The sequence below is a fragment of the Halomonas jincaotanensis genome (assembly GCF_018448785.1).
GTDB lineage: Bacteria > Pseudomonadota > Gammaproteobacteria > Pseudomonadales > Halomonadaceae > Halomonas > Halomonas jincaotanensis.
In genome coordinates, this window is sequence record NZ_JAHCLU010000010.1 from 59605 (window position 1) to 78232 (window position 18628).

The 18628-nt window shown below is 61.1% G+C and carries 14 protein-coding genes; 5 read left to right on the forward strand and 9 right to left on the reverse strand.

The window, feature by feature from the left end; translation table 11 throughout:
• Positions 1-146 precede the first annotated feature (146 nt).
• Complete coding sequence (rraA, locus tag KG088_RS10845; RefSeq protein WP_213825543.1) at positions 147-635, forward strand: ribonuclease E activity regulator RraA; 489 nt, start codon at positions 147-149, stop codon at positions 633-635.
• A 147-nt stretch (positions 636-782) separates the two neighbouring features.
• Positions 783-2615, forward strand: coding sequence for a glycerophosphodiester phosphodiesterase family protein (locus tag KG088_RS10850; protein ID WP_250148204.1), 1833 nt, complete (start codon positions 783-785; stop codon positions 2613-2615).
• A 65-nt stretch (positions 2616-2680) separates the two neighbouring features.
• On the opposite strand, the gene ggt is transcribed toward KG088_RS10850, so the two are convergent.
• The 3 genes from ggt to KG088_RS10865 all read right to left on the reverse strand — a co-directional run bounded on the left by ggt (position 2681) and on the right by KG088_RS10865 (position 8764).
• On the reverse strand, positions 2681-4456 hold the full coding sequence (gene ggt, locus KG088_RS10855) for a gamma-glutamyltransferase (protein ID WP_250148209.1): 1776 nt from the start codon (positions 4454-4456) through the stop codon (positions 2681-2683).
• Between the two features lie 250 nt (positions 4457-4706).
• Entirely contained in the window at positions 4707-7091 is a 2385-nt protein-coding gene (gene ppsA / locus KG088_RS10860) for a phosphoenolpyruvate synthase (protein ID WP_213825546.1), read from the reverse strand.
• A gap of 203 nt (positions 7092-7294) precedes the next feature.
• Positions 7295-8764 (reverse strand): Nramp family divalent metal transporter, encoded by a 1470-nt coding sequence (locus tag KG088_RS10865; protein ID WP_213825547.1) that lies wholly within the window; start codon positions 8762-8764, stop codon positions 7295-7297.
• Between the two features lie 94 nt (positions 8765-8858).
• Between KG088_RS10865 and ppsR the strand changes: the two genes are divergently transcribed.
• Positions 8859-9692, forward strand: a complete 834-nt coding sequence (gene ppsR, locus KG088_RS10870) for a posphoenolpyruvate synthetase regulatory kinase/phosphorylase PpsR (protein ID WP_213825548.1) — start codon at positions 8859-8861, stop codon at positions 9690-9692.
• A 15-nt stretch (positions 9693-9707) separates the two neighbouring features.
• Here the strand turns inward: ppsR and KG088_RS10875 are convergent, their stop codons facing one another.
• From KG088_RS10875 to KG088_RS10895, 5 genes are all read right to left on the reverse strand, one after another.
• Positions 9708-10913 carry a CaiB/BaiF CoA transferase family protein gene (locus KG088_RS10875; protein WP_213825549.1) on the reverse strand — a complete coding sequence of 402 codons (1206 nt, stop codon included), beginning with the start codon at positions 10911-10913 and terminating at the stop codon, positions 9708-9710.
• Between the two features lie 27 nt (positions 10914-10940).
• Positions 10941-12122 (reverse strand): acyl-CoA dehydrogenase, encoded by a 1182-nt coding sequence (locus KG088_RS10880; RefSeq protein WP_213825550.1) that lies wholly within the window; start codon positions 12120-12122, stop codon positions 10941-10943.
• A 101-nt stretch (positions 12123-12223) separates the two neighbouring features.
• The gene (gene mmsB / locus KG088_RS10885) at positions 12224-13129 is read right to left on the reverse strand and encodes a 3-hydroxyisobutyrate dehydrogenase (RefSeq protein WP_213825551.1); all 906 of its coding nucleotides are present in this window, start codon (positions 13127-13129) and stop codon (positions 12224-12226) included.
• Between the two features lie 86 nt (positions 13130-13215).
• The gene (locus tag KG088_RS10890; RefSeq protein WP_213825552.1) at positions 13216-14355 is read right to left on the reverse strand and encodes an enoyl-CoA hydratase/isomerase family protein; all 1140 of its coding nucleotides are present in this window, start codon (positions 14353-14355) and stop codon (positions 13216-13218) included.
• Between the two features lie 21 nt (positions 14356-14376).
• Positions 14377-15543 (reverse strand): acyl-CoA dehydrogenase family protein, encoded by a 1167-nt coding sequence (locus KG088_RS10895; protein ID WP_213825553.1) that lies wholly within the window; start codon positions 15541-15543, stop codon positions 14377-14379.
• A 138-nt stretch (positions 15544-15681) separates the two neighbouring features.
• On the opposite strand from KG088_RS10895, the gene KG088_RS10900 reads away from it, so the two are divergent.
• Together KG088_RS10900 and KG088_RS10905 are read left to right on the forward strand one after the other, a co-directional pair.
• Complete coding sequence (locus KG088_RS10900; protein WP_213825554.1) at positions 15682-16125, forward strand: MerR family transcriptional regulator; 444 nt, start codon at positions 15682-15684, stop codon at positions 16123-16125.
• Between the two features lie 53 nt (positions 16126-16178).
• Positions 16179-17948: an AMP-binding protein gene (locus KG088_RS10905; protein ID WP_213825555.1), complete on the forward strand. Its 1770-nt coding sequence runs from the start codon at positions 16179-16181 to the stop codon at positions 17946-17948.
• Between the two features lie 26 nt (positions 17949-17974).
• Here the strand turns inward: KG088_RS10905 and KG088_RS10910 are convergent, their stop codons facing one another.
• Positions 17975-18553, reverse strand: coding sequence for a hypoxanthine-guanine phosphoribosyltransferase (locus tag KG088_RS10910; RefSeq protein ID WP_213825556.1), 579 nt, complete (start codon positions 18551-18553; stop codon positions 17975-17977).
• Between the last annotated feature and the right edge of the window lie 75 nt (positions 18554-18628).

The window sequence follows — 18628 nt, forward strand, 5'->3', positions numbered from 1 at the left end:
CTACTCGACCCTTGGGGCTGATCAAGCTTTCTGTTCTAGCGCGAGCACCATCAAGTGCTTTTGCATCCAGACCACAGACGTGTGTCGAGGCCCTTGAGTGTGGCATGATGCCTTAGACTTCTTTACCGCTGACGAGGAACAAGATCATGAGTCATATCATCACCCCTGATCTATGTGACGAGTTCCCCGAGGTTCAGGTACTTGACCCGATATTCACCAACTTCGGTGGTCGGGACGCCTTCTACGGCCCGGTCCGAACCATCAAGTGCTTTGAAGACAATTCACTGGTCAAGCAGGCGGTAACCGAACCGGGCGATGGCGCCGTACTGGTAGTCGATGCGGGCGGCTCGCTACGCTGTGCCATGCTGGGCGATATGCTCGCGGAACAAGCCGCTGGCAATGGCTGGGCCGGAGTCGTGATGTATGGCTGTGTGCGTGACGTCGATGTGCTGTTCGAAACCGAACTGGGCATCCAGGCGCTTGCCGCTCACCCTCGCAGGAGCGAAAAGCGCGGTGAGGGCCAGCGAGAAATCGCCGTGACCTTCGCTGGCGTGACGATAGCTCCCGGTCAATGGCTCTATGCGGATAACAACGGCATTCTGATCGCCGAGGAGCCCCTGACATCGGTGCAGTGAATCGACCCCCGGCCTCGATCGTTTCCGGTCACGTGCAATTTGGCGTAAACCGCCTGGCGCTTCGTCCAGGTCCTCGCTATTCATGAACCTATATTCCTTACGCCCATGCTGGTTATCTCGCAGCTAGGCGGCGATGTATTGCGCAGCATGCGCGAGCACTTACGGCCGCTGATCGCTTATCACCTGTTCTTTACCCTGCTCGCCTCGAGCCTGCTGTTGCCCGCCGTCGCGTGGTCGCTGACGCGCTTGCTCGGCCAGTTCGGGCAACCGATACTTACCAACTCCGAACTACTCGACCTGCTCTTAAGCCCCGGAGGCGTCCTGTGGTTGCTGGCTGCCATCGGCACCACCTTTCTGGTGCTGTACTTGCAGCAGGCCGGCATGATTCTGGTCGCCGTGCGCCCGCGCGACAACCACTACCGCCTGGCCTTCGAGGCGCTATGGGCCACATTGAGACGGCTGCCGTCGCTTTCCGGGCTGGTTGTCCTGCAAGTAGGCAGCCATCTACTGTTGTTCGTACCTACCGTGATCGTCCTGGTATGGCTCTACGGTGTCTTCCTGGGTGGCCTGGATCCGTATTACGTGCAAAAAGTGCGACCACCGGCATTCTGGCAGTTTGTGGCGATCGGCCTGCCGGTGGTTGGACTCTGGATTGGTCTGGCAGCGACGCTGTATTTCCGCTGGCTGCTCGCCCTCCCCGTGATGATGCTGGAAAACCTCTCGCCCCGAGCCGCCCTCAAGCGCAGCCATTTACTCACCCAAGGTCGCAGGCGCCATATCGCCCTGGCGGTCCTCGCCCTGCTGGTGGTGATCATTGCCCTGCCGGTGCTGGCGACAACGCTCTTCGGTAGGGCGTTCACGCCAATGCTGTGGTGGCTGCCGGAGCGCAATGCCGTCCTGATCCCAGCCATGCTTGGTTACCTCACTGCCTATGTACTGCTGACCTTGGCCATCACCTTCGTCGGTATCGCTGCCAACGCGCTATTGGCCGCATGTCTCTATTTACGGCTGGAACACCGCGAGTTGCGTCCGGCGGCCCCCCCGGCAGACGCCCACCCGGGTCGCCTGGCCTGGGCGGTAGAAGTTAGCGTCATCCTGTTCGCGCTCTTTCAGGCTTGGCTCATCGTCAACAGTTTCGAGTTACGCGACGAGGTCGCCATCATCGCCCACCGCGGTAGTTCCATGGCCGCTCCCGAAAACACGTTGTCGGCGATGCTGCTGGCACTCGATGAAAAGGCTGATCTGATTGAGATCGATGTACGCTTGACCCGAGATGATCAGGTCGTGCTCTATCATGACCGCAGCATGAGTCGACTGACCGGCGATCCCCGGCAGCTGGGCGAATTGTCACGAGAGCAACTGACAGAGTTCGATGTCGGCAGCTGGTTCGGCGATGCCTATGTCGGCGAGCCCATCCCTGGGCTGGACGAGGCGCTGGAAAGTGTCCGGGGTCGTGGGCAACTAATGATCGACCTCAAGCCGGACCCTGGCCGAGAATTGGCCCTGGTCGATGCGGTGATGGACACCTTGCGCCGCGAGGCCGAGGCTAGAGAGGTCTGTCAAGAAGACGGTGGCACGGTCGCCACCTGCGGGAATAGGGACGTTATCGATGAAACCCTTCTGGCCACGATGTCGCCTTCGCTGGTGCGAGAGATCAAGGCCCGAGAGCCTGCCGTTGCCACGACTCTGCTTGCCCAGCTGATACTGCCTGGCACACTGGAACGGCGAGGCTTCGATGCACTCGGGCTACGGCACAATCGTATCACCGACAATGAGATTCGGCTCGCCCGACGCTTGGACTACGAGATCCATGCCTGGACCGTCAATGACCGGGCCCGCATGTCCCAGCTGATCGATCTGGGCGTCGATGCCATCATCACCGACCGACCCGCAGCGCTTGCCGAGTTGCTGGCGATCCGCCGTGAGATGAGCGACGGTGCGCTGCTGTTGGTCAAGTTGCGCAATTGGCTCAGAGGCTAACCGCCAAGCGCCACTTACCAACGACAATTTTGCCAAGGCTACTTACCCAGGCTGCTCGCCAAAGGCTACTCACCAAGGACGACCCCTTCCCGACGCGGATCGGCGCCCCCGAAGATGCTACCGTCTTCGGTGATTTGCAGGGCCTGCAGGCCGCTGACCAACTCGCGCTCGCTGACCTCGTGTCCCAGATTATTCAACGCCTCCAGCGTCGCTGGTGGGTAACCCCCTTGTTCCAGGAAGACCGGGCCGCCCAGGGTGATGGCATGGGGAAGATTCAGTGACTCTTGCGCATCGAGCCCCCAATCAAGCATTGCGATCAATGTCTTGGCGGTGTAGTGAATGATCGCCGCACCGCCTGGAGAGCCCAGGCTCGCGACCAGTTCGCCACTGTCTCCATCGAACACCAGCGTCGGGCTCATGCTCGAGCGCGGACGCTTGCCGGGTTCCACTCGGTTGGCGATGGGATTGCCTGCCTCGTCCTCGGGCTGGAAGGAAAAGTCGGTCAATTCATTGTTGAGCAGATAGCCGCCAGGCTCTCCCGTCCCCCCATCGGCCATGGTCCGCGAGCCAAAGGCCTGTTCGATGGTCGTGGTCATGGCGATGGCATTGCCCTCCTCGTCGATGATGCTGATATGGCTGGTGCCGGCTTCGGGCTGCTCGGGCTGAACGGCCCAGCTGGTGTCCATGGGGCCGGGATTGCCCGGCTTGGCAGCGTCGCTGCCCATACTCTGCTCACCGATCTGCTCGGCTCGCTTGGCCAGATAGTCGGGATGGAGCATATTGCTCCAGTCGCCGCCGGGCGCGTCGACAAATTCCGGGTCGGCGATGTACTTGCCGCGATCGGCAAAGGCCAGTCGTGAGGCCTCTAGGAAACGATGCAACCACTCCACGCCGGGGAGATCATCGTCCATCGGTGACTCCAGCGCTGGCAATGCCTCGAGCATGCCCAGTATCTGCATGATGGTCAGATGCCCCGAGGATGGCGGCGGAAAGCCACAGACGCGATAGGCCTGCCACTCGGTACAGAGCGGGTCGCGCGCCTGGGCAGCATGAGTGGCCAGATCTTCCAGCGACATGACGCCGGGACGGTCATGGTTCTGTACGCGAAACACCAGGTCTTCGGCGATAGGCCCGGTATGCAAGGCGCTGCTGCCTTCCTTGGCAATCTCGCGCAGGATCGCGGCGAGCGCCGGGTTCTTGAGCGTATGTCCCTCGGCCAGCGGCTCTCCCGCTTCGTCGTAGTAAAAATCGCTGCCGATCGGATCATCACGCAGGTGTTCCACCTCGGCCAGGCTGGTATGGAGCCGCTCACTGACCGCAAAACCCTCTTCCGCCAGGGTAATCGCCGGCTCGAATAGCACTTCCCACGGCAGTTGCCCGTGTTCGCGGTGGGCAAGTTCCAGCATGCGCAGCGTCCCCGGGACCCCAATCGAGCGACCACTGGCGACAGCATCCATGAAGTCCAGTGGCTCGCCCTCCTCATCGAGGAAAAGCGCACCGTCGACCCCACTCGGCGCGGTCTCTCGGCCATCGTAGGCCCGGACGTCCTCACCATCGTAATGCATAAGGAAGGCGCCACCCCCGATGCCACTGGATTGCGGTTCGACCAGGGTCAACACCATCTGCACGGCAACGGCGGCATCGATGGCGGACCCGCCAGCCTTGATCACCTGGTACCCGGCATCGGTGGCCAACGGATTGGCCGCGGCCACCGCGAAGTCGTCATTATCCCAGCCAGGTTTCTCGGTGACTTCCGAACTCGACTCCGGGGCGATGGCCGGCGCCTCATAATCGAGTTCCACCTCGGCGTGAACGGTCGAGGGCAACCAGACCATCAGCATCACGGCGACCGGGCTCACCAGCCGGCGGCAACAAGGAAGTGTGGGCATGGGCATACAACGTCTCCTGATCAGCATCGACCCTCGTCGGGTTCCCTAAATAACAGTCACAGCATAGGCCAGACTCGACACAAAAAGGCGATCAATACGGCAAGATGTCAAAAACCATACCGGCGTTAGGGCCAGAGACGAAAAAGCCCGGCTAGCCAATAAAGGCTGCCGGGCGTCATGCGGTTGCGTCGGGTGGCCGATTTCAGCCGATGGTTTCACCCGCCAGCATGAACCACGTCTCTAGCACAGCATCAGGATTCAGCGAGACCGAGTCGATGCCCTGCTCCATCAGCCACTTGGCGAGCTCAGGATGATCCGACGGCCCCTGACCGCAGATGCCCACGTACTTGCCCTGAGCCTTGCAGGCCTGAATCGCCATCGAGAGCAGCTTCTTGACGGCGGGATTTCGCTCGTCGAACAGATGCGCAACGATGCCAGAATCGCGGTCGAGGCCTAGCGTGAGCTGTGTCAGGTCGTTAGACCCGATAGAAAAGCCATCGAAGTACTCGAGGAACTCATCCGCCAGCAGGGCGTTGGCCGGCAGTTCGCACATCATGATCACCTTGAGGCCATGGGGGTCAGAGGAGCCACCACGGGCCAAGCCATTGTCGGCGAGCAAATCGACCACTTCGCGGGCCTCGTCGGTGGTGCGCACGAAGGGCACCATGATCTGGATATTGTCCAGGCCCATTTCCTCGCGCACGTGCTTGAGCGCTCGGCATTCGAGCTCAAAACAGGGGCGAAAAGACTCGGAAATGTAGCGGGAGGCGCCGCGGAAACCCAGCATGGGATTCTCCTCCCCCGGCTCGTAGAGCTTGCCGCCGATCAGGTTCTCGTACTCGTTGGACTTGAAGTCCGACAGCCGCACGATGACCGGCTGGGGGTGGAAGGAGGCGGCCAGGGTGGCAATCCCCTCCACCAGCTTGTCGACGTAGAAGCTCACCGGGTCAGCGTAACCGGCGGTACGCAGGTCGATCGTCTGTTGCAGATCCACGGGCAGGGTATCGTATTCGAGCAGCGCCTTGGGGTGCACACCGATCATGCGATTGATGATGAACTCCAGACGCGCCAGGCCGACACCGGCGTTGGGGAGACCCGCGAAGCCGAAGGCTCGATCCGGGTTGCCAACGTTCATCATGATCTTGAAGGGTATTTCGGGCATCGCATCTACGCTGGTGACCCGGCGGTCGAATTCCAGTAGCTCATCGTAAACATGGCCCATGTCACCTTCGGCACAGGACACCGTGACGTCGCGACCATCCGCAAGCAACTGCGTGGCATCACCGCAACCCACCACCGCGGGAATGCCCAACTCTCGGGCAATGATCGCGGCGTGGCAGGTACGGCCACCGCGGTTGGTGACGATCGCCGAGGCACGCTTCATGATCGGCTCCCAGTCAGGGTCGGTCATGTCGGTGACCAGCACATCGCCAGGTTTGACCTTATCCATGTCGTCGGGCGAAAAGACGACCTTGACCGCACCGCGGCCGATACGCTGGCCAATGGCACGGCCGGTGACCAGAGTCCTGCCCTTTTCCTTGAGCTGGAAGCGCTCGAGCTTGCCACCCTCCTGCTGGGAAACCACCGTCTCGGGACGTGCCTGGACGATATAGAGCTCGCCGTCATCCCCGTCCAGCGCCCATTCGATGTCCATGGGGCGATCGTAATGCTGCTCGATGGTCACCGCCTGGCGAGCCAGCGCCATGATCTGCTCATCATTGAGACAGAAGCGACCGCGATCGGCCAGCGCCACATCCACGGTAGCCACCGACTTGCCAGCGCTGGTGTCGTCGGTATAGATCATCTTGATCAACTTGGAACCGAGATTGCGGCGCAATACCGCCGGGCGCCCCGCCGCCAGCGTCGGCTTGTGCACGTAGAACTCGTCGGGATTGACGGCACCCTGCACGACCGTCTCGCCGAGGCCCCAAGAAGCGGTGACGAAGACCGCATCCCGATAGCCGGATTCGGTGTCCAAGGTGAACATTACCCCGCTGGCCCCGGTTTCGGAGCGCACCATCTTCTGGATGCCCGCCGAAAGCGCCACATTCTCGTGGGCATAGCCGCGGTGCACGCGATAGGAAATCGCCCGGTCATTGAACAGCGAGGCAAATACCTCATGTACGGCACGCTTGATGTTGTCGAAACCCTCAATGTTGAGGAAGGTTTCCTGCTGACCGGCAAAAGACGCATCGGGCAGGTCCTCGGCGGTGGCAGAGCTGCGCACCGCCGCCTTGAGATTGGGGTGTTGCGACGTCAGGGTTTCGTAGGCCGAGCGTAGATGCGCCTCGAAGGTAGGCGGTAGCGGGGTATCGATGACCCACTGGCGAATCTCTGCACCGGCCTTCGCCAGGGCGTTGGTGTCGTCAACATCCAGGGTCGCCAAGGTCTGGTTGATACGCTCGTTAAGACCTTCATACGAGAGGAATTCGCGATAGGCGTGGGCTGTGGTGGCAAAGCCGCCGGGCACCGTGACACCCGCACCGGAGAGATTGGAAATCATCTCGCCGAGAGAGGCGTTCTTGCCCCCCACTCGGTCAACATCGTTCATGCCCAGTTGATCGAACCACAGAATGTAATTGTCCACGAAACCCCCAAGATACCAACGACAGGATGCAGCATGCGCGGCGGCAATCAGCCGAGCGGCAAGCGGTGCGATGACGGCGACTCTAACAGCGGCCGCTCGTATTCGCCATTAGTCTAACCGCGAAGTCACTGGAGATTTTTTACAACAGCTCGGGATATGGTTTTTCTGGTCACCTGCATGGCGACTCACTCTGTCCTCATTAATTAGGGTTTGGCTAGAAACCCTGCAGCCATACCCAGCAGATAGACGATGGCGAACAGCAGGTAGAAGAGGCCCGAACACGCCATCATCACACTGTAAAAGGGGGGCGGCTTGAGCTCAGAGGGCAGCCGCATTAGATTGACCAGCAACGCGGTCAAGACGATGAAGGGGGTATGGGTTGCCGCGATGATTCCCGAGGCGGACATGACTTTCACCGGGTCTTCGAATAGCAGAATAATGATGGCAGGGAAAATCCCAGTCACCGTGAGGATGAAAAAACGCTTGAGATTGCGCCGGGCAAAGGGGGCTTGCCCGGTTCTGGCACCTAGCCAGGTCAAGGCCCGATAGGCCCAGCCAGAGCGGATTTCACGCTGGTCGCGTGTCAGGATTAACGCCATGTCCGCGAAGCTGCGACCCCAGCCATCCTGATTGGCGAGTACGCTGCCACCCAGCGCAATAACGATGGCTGCCAGGATAATGTAGCGTCCCGCCTCCCCCCATACTTCCGAAAACAGACGAGTCAGATCGAGGGCGACATCGGTTCCCTGGGGCACGACGCCTTCAGGTTGCAGCAATTCAGCGCCCAGGATCATGAACGCCGTGATCACCACCAGGCCACCCACCACCCCAAGCGTGGCAGCACCGCTCATTACCGACACCCATCGCGTGAGCCGCTCGACGCGTGTCGACTCGGCGTCACCAGTAGACGTAAAAGCCCGGTGATCGCCTTCAGCCGCCGGCTTTTCATCATCGCGCTCGCGACCTTCGAGTCCCCCGCCATAACCCCTTGTGGCAGTCCAGTAGGAGAACCAGATAATCCCCATCGACCCGGCCAGGATGGTGCCGACCCAGGGGGCAATGACATAGAAATCGGGTTCGTCAGGCCAGCGAAACGCCAGACCGCGAGCGATGGTCGCCAACTCAGGAAACACCGCGATCGCCGAGAAGATGGCCATGCCCATGAGGACGATGGCCATGTAGCGACTGATTCGCTCAATGAGCATGTAGTGGCCACTGGTCGTCAACCCGACGCAGAGCAGCACCACCGCCAGGGCATAGAGGGTATTGCTGCCGGGCAGGCTGACCGCAAAGGCGCTACCTACAATGGCGGCGAGCCCGGCAATGCCGATCGCAGCGGCGCACAACTGGGGCAGGAAGATCACCCAGACGGCCCAGTTTTTCGGGCCTGGCAGGGTGTGCATGCCGTCGAGTATCGTCTTGCCGGTCACGATGGTGAAGCGAGACATTTCACGAATCATGACCCACATGAAAAAAACGACAATGATCAACAACCAGAGAAGGTCATAGCCATAAACGGAAGCGACACGAGGGGTGAACAGAATCGACCCTGTGCCCACGGCCGATAGCATCCACAGCAGTCCCGGTCCGAACCAGTTCAGGCTAGCCTTACCCTCGGGGGGCGGGGGAACACGCTCTCTTGTCCACGTCTTGCTTACGCGCGTTCTGGTCATAACATATCCTTGTCATGGTTGGCTCGGCGCTCCTGCCGAACACGTCGTACCATGACCTTGGCAAATTCACCCCTTCCTGGCAATCGAGACGCTCATGACCCGCACCGCCTTCTTCATCTCCGACGGCACCGGCATCACCGCCGAGAGCCTTGGTCGCAGTCTGTTGGCGCAATTCGAGAACGTTGATATCCGCATGGTCACCAAGCCCTACGTCGACTCGGTGGACAAGGCGAGAAAACTGGCGGAAGTGATCGAGGCGACGGCGGTGCGCGACGGCGAGACCCCGATCATTATCGACACGATCGTCGATGAGCAGATACGTGGGGTGATTCGGGAGGCTACCGGCTTCAAGATCGATATCTTTTCGACCTTTCTGAAGCCCCTGGAAGAAGAACTGGCCACCCACTCGTCGTATAGCGTAGGGCGTACGCATGCGATCGGCAGCGACGACGTCTATATGGATCGTATCCAGTCGGTGCACTTTGCTCTGGATAACGACGATGGCGCGCGCACCCACCAGTACGACAAAGCAGACGTGATCCTCATCGGGGTATCACGCTGCGGCAAGACACCCACTTCGCTTTATCTGGCGCTGCAGTTCGGGATTCGCGCCGCCAATTATCCGCTGACCGAGGACGACCTCGACGAGGACGGCATCCTGAAGCTACCCAAGGCCCTTGACCCACACCGTCACAAGCTATTCGGCCTGACCATCGACCCACGGCGGCTGGCGGCGATACGCCACGAACGCCGCCCTGACAGCCGCTACAGCTCTATGGACCAGTGCCTGCAGGAAATCGGCCAGGCCGAAGGGCTCTATCGCCAGTTGCATATCCCCTTCATCGACACCACGCGGTTCTCGGTGGAGGAGATATCCACTCGTATGATTGCCGATAGAGGCTTGATGCGACGCTTCTCGCCACGCTGAATGAATGGCGGGCGTTTATCTCACCACGCCTTCCCGTTTCAGTCGGGCGATGTCCTTTGGCGTCAGGCCCATTTCGGCAAGGATCGCCGCACTGTCTTGTCCGAGCCTGGGGGGTGCCACGTTGCTGGTGGCTGCTTCGCCGTCGAATCGCAGCGGATTGGCTACCTGGGGAATATCAAGATCACCACGCTTGAGCACGCAGTGCAGGCCACGATGACGCACCTGAGGATCGTCGAAGACTTCCGCCAGGGTATTGATCGGACCCGCCGGGATGCCTCGGGCCTCTAGCTCGGCCAGCCACTCATCACGCTCGCGGGTCACCAGGATATCCTCGATCAATGGCACCAGCACATCGCGGTTGCCGACCCGGGCAGCATTGCTGGCATAGGCCGGATCGACTGCCCAGTCGGGATGACCGAGCAGCGAGGCCAGCCGAGAAAACTGAGTGTCGTTTCCGACGGTGAGCACCAGATAGCCATCCGCACAGGCGAAGGCCTGATAGGGCACGATATTGGGATGGGCATTGCCGTGACGCTGGGGTGACATACCGCTCACCAGCGTGTTGAGTGCCTGGTTGGCCAGCGTGGCCACCTGCACGTCAAGAAGTGCAAGGTCGACATGCTGGCCGAGACCGGTTCGTTCGCGCTCCTGCAACGCCGCCAGGACCCCGATCGTCGCATAGAGCCCGGTCATCACATCGGTGATCGCGACACCGGTCTTCATCGGCATGCCGTCGGGTTCGCCGGACAGGCTCATCAGCCCACCCATGGCCTGGATCATGAAGTCATAGCCGGCCCGGTGGGCATAGGGGCCGTCCTGGCCGAAGCCGGTGATGGAACAACCGATCAAGCGAGGATTTAGCACTTTCAGGCTGGCATGGTCGAGGCCATACCGCGCCAACCCACCTACCTTGAAGTTCTCGAGCAGGATGTCAGCGCCCTTGGCCAGCTCACGCACTAGTGCCTGGCCGTCCTCTGTGGCGATATCCACGGCGAGCGATTGCTTGCCACGGTTGGTGCACAGGAAATAGGCTGCCATCCGCTCGACGGTGTCGTCCTCGGCAAGCCATGGCGGACCCCAGCCACGGGTATCATCGCCACGCTGAGGATGCTCGACCTTGACCACCTTGGCGCCAAGATCGGCCAGTAACTGTCCTGCCCACGGGCCGGCCAGGACGCGCGACAGGTCCAGCACTACCAGGCCGTCAAGCGGTCGACTCATCGATAAGCTCCTCGTAATCGGCTGGATTTAATTGGCAAACGCCTGAATGCCGGTCTGGGAGCGACCGAGAATCAGGGCATGGACATCGTGGGTGCCCTCGTAGGTATTCACGGCTTCCAGATTCATGACATGACGGATCACGTGGTACTCATCGGAAATGCCATTGCCGCCGTGCATGTCACGTGCCTGGCGGGCGATGTCCAGCGCCTTGCCGCAATTGTTGCGCTTGATCAGCGAGATCGCCTCCGGCACCAGTTGCCCGTCGTCAATCATCCGGCCGACCCGTAAGGCCGCCTGCAGGCCAAGCGCGATCTCGGTCTGCATATCGGCAAGTTTCTTCTGAATCAGCTGGTTGGCCGCCAGCGGACGCCCGAACTGCTTGCGCTCCAGCGTATAATCACGAGCGGCATGCCAGCAGGCCTCGGCAGAGCCCATGGTGCCCCAGGCAATGCCGAATCGCGCTCGGTTGAGGCAAGAGAAAGGCCCCTTCAGACCCTGAACACCGGGAAGGCGCTGGTCGTCGGAGACGTCAACATCCTGCATCGCGATCTGGCCGGTGATGGAGGCGCGCAGGCTGAACTTGCCCTCGATCTTCGGCGCGCTGAGCCCCTTCATGCCCTTCTCGAGGATAAACCCGCGAACGATGCCTTCTTCATCTCTGGCCCAGATCACGAAGACATCGGCAATCGGTGAATTGGTGATCCAGGTCTTGGTGCCGTTGAGGCGCCAGCCGTTGTCGGTGCGCACCGCGCGAGTGCTCATACCGGCCGGGTCCGAGCCATGATCAGGCTCGGTGAGGCCGAAACATCCCACCCACTCGGCAGAGGCTAGCTTCGGCAAATATTTCTCGCGTTGCGTATCGCTGCCAAAGGCGTGAATAGGATACATCACCAAGCTCGACTGAACGCTCATCGCACTACGGTAGCCCGAGTCGACGCGCTCCACCTCGCGGGCGATCAAGCCGTAGCTGACGTAGTTCAGGCCGGCACAGCCATAGCCATCGATCGTGGCACCCAGCAGGCCCAGTTCGCCCATCTCGCTCATGATCTCGCGGTCGAAGTGCTCGTGGCGATTGGCTTCCAGTACCCGGGGCAGCAGTTTCTCCTGGCAATAGTCGTGCGCGGTCTGCTGAACCATGCGCTCGTCCTCATCGAGCTGATCGATCAGCCGGAAGGGGTCGTCCCAGGTAACGGGGGTAATCTGACTCATGGCAGTATCCTCAGGAGGGAATTAATTTCTACATTTTGTACAAATGTAGACTATAAAATCGTTCCTGCCAAGCCAAATGGCATCACACAACGGCACTACTGTCAGGTATGCGACTCTCCTGCTCGGTAAAGCGTCTGGATACTCGAGAAGTCCAGGCGCCCGCTGCCCTGGGCACTATGCAAGGCGAAGAGATTACGTGCCTGCGAGCCCATCGGAACGGTCGATTGCGATCCCAGCGCCAGCTCCCAGGCCAACCCCAGGTCCTTGGCCATCAGGTCGGTGAGAAAGCCGCCCTGGTAGTCCCGCGAAGCTGCGGAGCCCTCCATCACGCCAGGCCAGGGGTTGTAGACATTGAGTGCCCAGTTGCCGCCGCTGCTCTGACGCATGATCTCGGAGAGGACCGACGGGTCCATACCATTCTTCACCCCCAGCGCCAGGGCTTCCGCGGTCCCCGACATCAGGATGCCCAGCAGCATGTTGTTGCAGATTTTCGCGACCTGCCCCGAGCCGATATCCCCCGCATGGAAGATATTCTTGCCCATGGCCTGCAGTACCGGACTCGCCTGAGCGAAGCCAGCCTCACTGCCGCCGACAATGAACGTCAGCGTCCCTGCCTTGGCACCCCCGACGCCTCCCGATACCGGCGCATCGAGATAGGTCAGCCCCTTGTCGATGGCAGCGCGCCCCACGCTGCGAGCATCCTCGGGCGAGATGGTCGAGGCGTCGATGATCAAGGGGGCCCCAACCAGGGTATCGAGCAGGCCGGGAGCTTCGTCGTCGCCGAGGTAGAGCGCCCTGACATGGGCGCCGGCAGGCAACATCGAGATGATGATATCGGCGCCGGTAACAGTGGCCTGGGCGTTCTCGCCGCGGCTGGCTCCCTCTGCTTCTAGCGCCTGGATGGCACTCTCCACCAGATCGAATACCGTGACATGGTAGCCGGCCTTGAGCAGATTGAGCGCCATGGGGGCGCCCATGTTACCCAGGCCGATAAAGGCGATGTTCATTGGCGTGGCTCCTGATTGTGATTTGGTTATTTGGCATGACCGGTTGGCGTCAAGGCTCGCTGGACCAAGGCTCTGGAAAAGCCACCTCAGCCGTGGGACGTCTTGCGGCCGAGCGCCCGAAGAGGGTGGGTCGTCTCGGACCAGAGCGGCGCCAGCAGGGCATCGAGGTCCGCCTCCGGCACGCTGGCGGCGTCGACGTGCGACCAGCGCGGCGCCTTGTCTTTCTCGACCAGCAGGGCGCGCACGCCTTCAGCAAAATCGCCCAGGCGACAGCACTGTACCGAGAGGTTGAGCTCGTCACGAAAGGCCTCAGCCAGGCTGGTATGCGCGTGGCGTTCCAGCATGCACCACACCAGGTGTGCACTGAGCGGGCAGCCGGCCTCGAGGCGGGCGCGGTTGGCCGCCAGCCAGCGATCCTCGGTCCGATCGTCGAGGATTCGGCGTACCGCCGTCGCGGCATCGACCCGCCCCACCAATGCCTGGAGATGATCGAGGTGTGGCCAGACCTGGCCGTGTGGTATTTCGCGTCGGTCTTCCTGGTGATCCAGCACTTCCTGCACCGCGGCGCGCAGCGCACTTTGGCTGCGATCACCATAGTCGGCGTCTGCCAGTGCATCGAGCAGGGCCTCGCGGCGCTCTCGGGGGATGAAGCGGTCGGCCAGCCCCAGGTCCAGGGCGTCACGGGGGTTGAGCTGGGCCCCGGTCAGTCCCAGATACGCCCCCACACCAGGCGGCATGCGACCCAAGAACCAACTCGCGCCGATATCGGGATAAAGACCGATGGTGATCTCGGGCATGGCGATACGCGTTGTCTCGGACACCAGGCGCTGGAAGCCACCGGCCAGCAGGCCCAGACCGCCCCCCATGACGATGCCGTCACCCCACACCAGAATCGGTTTGGAAAAAGTATGAATTTGGTAATCGAGCCGATACTCGTCGGCGAAATAGCGCTCGGCGAAAGCGGCACCTGTCTCTCGCGACTCGATCAGCGAGCGATAGAGAGCCACCACGTCGCCTCCCGCACAGAAGGCCTTGTCGCCGGCGCCCTCGAGCCATATCGCCACGATACCCGGGTCGGCCGCCCAGTCGTTGAGTCTCGCCTCGAGTTGGCCAATCATCTCAAGCGAGAGCGCGTTGAGTGACTTGGGCGCATTGAGCATCGCCACGCCGATGCGGCTGCCATCGCGTGTGGGACGCTCGGTAAAGTGAACAGCAAGGTCCGACATCGACAGGTTCCCCTGGTCCGGTTACTGGAGCGACTCGATCACGCCGTCTGCCAGGAGGCGACGCGCAATGATCAAGCGCATGATCTCGTTGGTGCCTTCGAGGATCTGGTGCACCCGCGTGTCTCGCACCAGTCGCTCGAGGGGGTATTCGCGAATATAACCATAGCCGCCATACAGTTGCAGGGCCTCGTTGCAGACCGAGAATCCCACGTCGGTGGCAAGACGCTTGGCCATGGCGCAATACGCCGTGGCCTCCGGGTCTTCGTGGTCGAGCCGCCAGGCGGCATGGCGCACCATCCACCGCGCGGCCGTCAGCTCGCTGGCCATGTCGGCGAGCTTGAACTGTAGGGCCTGGAAGCTTGCGAGTTCACGGCCGAACTGCTTGCGCTCTGTCAGATAACCCCGCGACAGCAACAGCGCCTGCTGGGCTGCACCCAATGAGCAGCTGGCGATATTGACGCGACCGCCATCGAGCCCCTTCATGGCCAGCTTGAAGCCCTCGCCTTCGGCGCCAAGGCGATTGGCCACCGGCACCCGCACACCATCGAAGCTGACCAGGCGGGTCGGCTGGCTCTTCCAACCCATCTTGTCTTCTTTCTTGCCGTATACAATGCCCGCGGTATCGGCCGGTACGAGCAGCGCCGACACACCTCCCGCGCCACTGCCCGGCTCACCGGTCCTCGCCATGACCACGAGCACCTCGGTCGAACCGGCCCCGGAGATGAACATCTTGCTGCCGCTCAGCACATAATCCATACCCTCGCGGATGGCTCGAGTCGTCAGGTTAGCGGCATCGGAGCCGGCGCCGGGTTCGGTGAGACAGTACGAACCGAGACTTTCGCCTGAGACCATGCCCGGCACCCAGGCGTCTCGCAGGGCATCATCGCCCCAACGGGCGACCATCCAGGTCACCATGTTGTGAATGGTGAGATAGGCCGTGGTCGAGACACAGCCCTGAGCGAGTCGTTCGAAGATCAGTGAGGCATCGAGGCGAGACAGGCCCATGCCGCCATACGCTTCGGGCGTATAGAGACCAAGAAAACCCGTCTCGCCGGCACGGCGAATCACATCCACGGGAAAGTGCGAGGTGGCATCCCATTCGGCTGCATGATCGACCAATTCCGCCTCGGCAAAATCCTCGGCGGCAGCGACCAGCGCCTTCTGGTCATCGTTCAGCGAAAAATCCATGGTAATCCTCGTCTCGGCTATCGGGAATGGCAGGTGGCCGACAAGCACTTTACGTTAACGTAACCTTGGACTAGTGTTGCGATCATATTCAGGGTTTCAGCTTCGCCTGCACCGATCCAAAGGACAAGGAAAACGCTCATGCCTTCCCGCTCATCGGCTTCAGAAACCCACCAACTGCCTCGCCAACGGCGCACCTATGCCATTGGCGAACTGGCGCGCATGTTTCAGATCACACCGCGAACCATCCGCTTTTACGAGCAGGAAGGCCTACTCGCCCCCGAACGACGTGGCCAGACTCGCATTTATCAGGACAAGGACCGCGTCCGGCTCAAGCTGACCCTGCGCGGCAAGCGTCTCGGTTTCTCGCTGGCGGAAATTCGTGACGTCGTGATGATGTATGACGCCATGCCGGACGGTAACGCGCGCCAGCTCAAACGCTTGCTCGAGATCCTGGCCGACAAGCGGGCCAATCTGGAGCGCCAGCTAGAGGATATCCGGCTGATGCATCGCGAACTGGATGATGTCGAGAGCCAGGCCCGCGATGTGCTGGCAAACCTGGAACCGACGACGGTCGAGCGTTGAAGGTCATCTCCGCTCAAGGCCCGATCTAGCGTCAATAACAGAGATAGTTCATCATGACACGCCACTCCTCACCCATCAGCTATGTCAGCGGCATCAGCGACACGCCTCTCAAGGGACAGACCATCGGTGACTGTTTCGACGAGACCGTGGCACGCTGTGCCGATCGCGATGCACTCATCAGCCGGCATCAGGGACAGCGCTATACCTGGCAGGGCTTACAGGAGATCGTCGACAAGGCAGCGCGCGCCCTGCTCGCCCTTGGCGTCACCAAGGGGGATCGAGTCGGCATCTGGTCGCCCAACTGCGCCGAATGGACCATCACCCAGTTCGCCACCGCCAAGATCGGCGCCATCCTGGTCAACATTAACCCCAGCTACCGTACCCACGAACTGGAGTATGCGCTCAGGCAATCCGGCACCTCGACGCTGGTCGTTCAAGGTGCCTTCAAGGCGTCCGATTATGTGGCCACTCTCGCCGAGCTGGCACCGGAGCTCCATACAGAGCTGGCGCCGGAGCTCCATACAGAGCTGGCACCGGAGCTCCATGGCGAACAGGTTTCGAAGCGCAATGAACGTTCCAGCCGCAGCCGCCGGCTGGAAAGCGCGCGACTGCCCGACCTCAAGCGCGTGATCTGCCTGGACGACACCCGGACGCTGAACAACATGCTGACCTGGTCCTCCATGCTCGACCACGCCGATGAGGTATCTGCCCAGCGCCTGGCCGAGATCCAGGCATCGCTGCAATTCGACGAGCCGATCAACATCCAGTACACGTCCGGCACTACCGGTTCGCCCAAGGGCGCCACCCTGTCGCACCACAACATTCTCAATAACGGTTTGTTCGTTGCCCGCTGCATGGGGGTTACCGAACAGGATCGCCTGGTGATTCCGGTACCGCTCTACCACTGTTTCGGCATGGTGATGGGCAACCTCGGCTGCGTTACCCATGGTGCCACGATGATCTATCCCAGCGACGGTTTCGATCCGGAAGCCACGTTGCGGGCGGTTAGCGAGGAGAAGGCGACCGCTCTGTATGGCGTACCGACCATGTTCATTTCCGAACTGGAACACTCCGACTTCGAGAGCTTCGATCTCTCCTCCCTGCGTACCGGCATCATGGCGGGTTCGATCTGCCCCATCGAGGTGATGCGCAAGGTGATCGACAGGATGCACATGAAGGATGTCACCATCTGTTACGGCATGACCGAGACCAGCCCAGTCAGCCTGCAGACGCGCACCGATGCGCCGCTCGAGAAGCGAGTGACCACCGTCGGTACCATCCACCCCCACCAGGAGGTCAAGCTGATTGACCCGGAGTCCGGCGACGTGGTGCCGACAGGAGCAAGGGGGGAGCTCTGCACGCGCGGTTACAGCGTGATGCTGGGCTATTGGGAGAACCCGGAAGCCACCGAGAAGGCCATCGACAACAACGGCTGGATGCATACCGGTGATCTGGCGACGATGGACGATGACGGCTACATCGCCATCGTCGGGCGCATCAAGGACATGATCATCCGAGGTGGGGAAAATATCTATCCACGGGAAATCGAGGACTTCCTCTATACACACCCGGCCATCTCGGATGTACAGGTCATCGGCGTACCCGACGAGAAATATGGCGAAGAAGTGATGGCGTGGGTCAAGCTAGGCGAGAATGAAGACCTCACCGCCGACGAACTCAAGACCTTCTGCAGGGGCCGCATAGCCCACTACAAGATTCCGCGGTATGTGAAGTTCGTCGATGAATTCCCGATGACCGTGACCGGCAAGATTCAGAAATTCAAGATGCGCGAGGAGGCCACTCACGAACTGGGACTGGCCTAAGCCATTAAGCTTAAGGCGCAGCCGGGTCACAGCCCTTGCGGGGCAAAGATACCCGGCGCGTTGCGCCAATATCCCTTGATGTCCATCCCGAAACCGAAGACGAAGCGGTCGGCCACTTCTAGGCTGCAGTAGTCGGCCTTGAGGCCGGGAACCGCCTTGCGCTCGTGCTGTTTATCGACAAGAACGGCGGTAGCGATACTCGCCGCCCCTGCCTCGCGGCAATACGCCAGTATGGCGGCCAGCGTCGCGCCTTCATCGAGGATGTCATCGACGATCACCACATGACGTCCCGCCATGGGAATCTCCGGTGAGACGCGCCAGAACAGCTCGCCACCGCGCAGGCCACCGCGATAACGGGTGGCATGCAGATAATCGACCTCCAGGGGAAAGCCCAGACGGGTCAGCAAATGCCCCGTGGTGATCAGTCCACCGTTCATCACGCAATAAAACACCGGCAACCTGTCGCCCAGATCCCGAGTGATTTCCTCGGCCATGCGATCAAGGGCACGCTCGACCTGTTCATGACTGATCAAGCAGTCCGCGTTGTCCATCAGGTGTCGCATATCGGCAAGAGACTGGTAAAAATCGGCATCGAATCGGGACATCGGGAATCGGCTCGTCATCTTAACGGGGAACGACGCTGCCCGAGCGTCGCGAAAGGGAGGAAGCTGACCACAGGT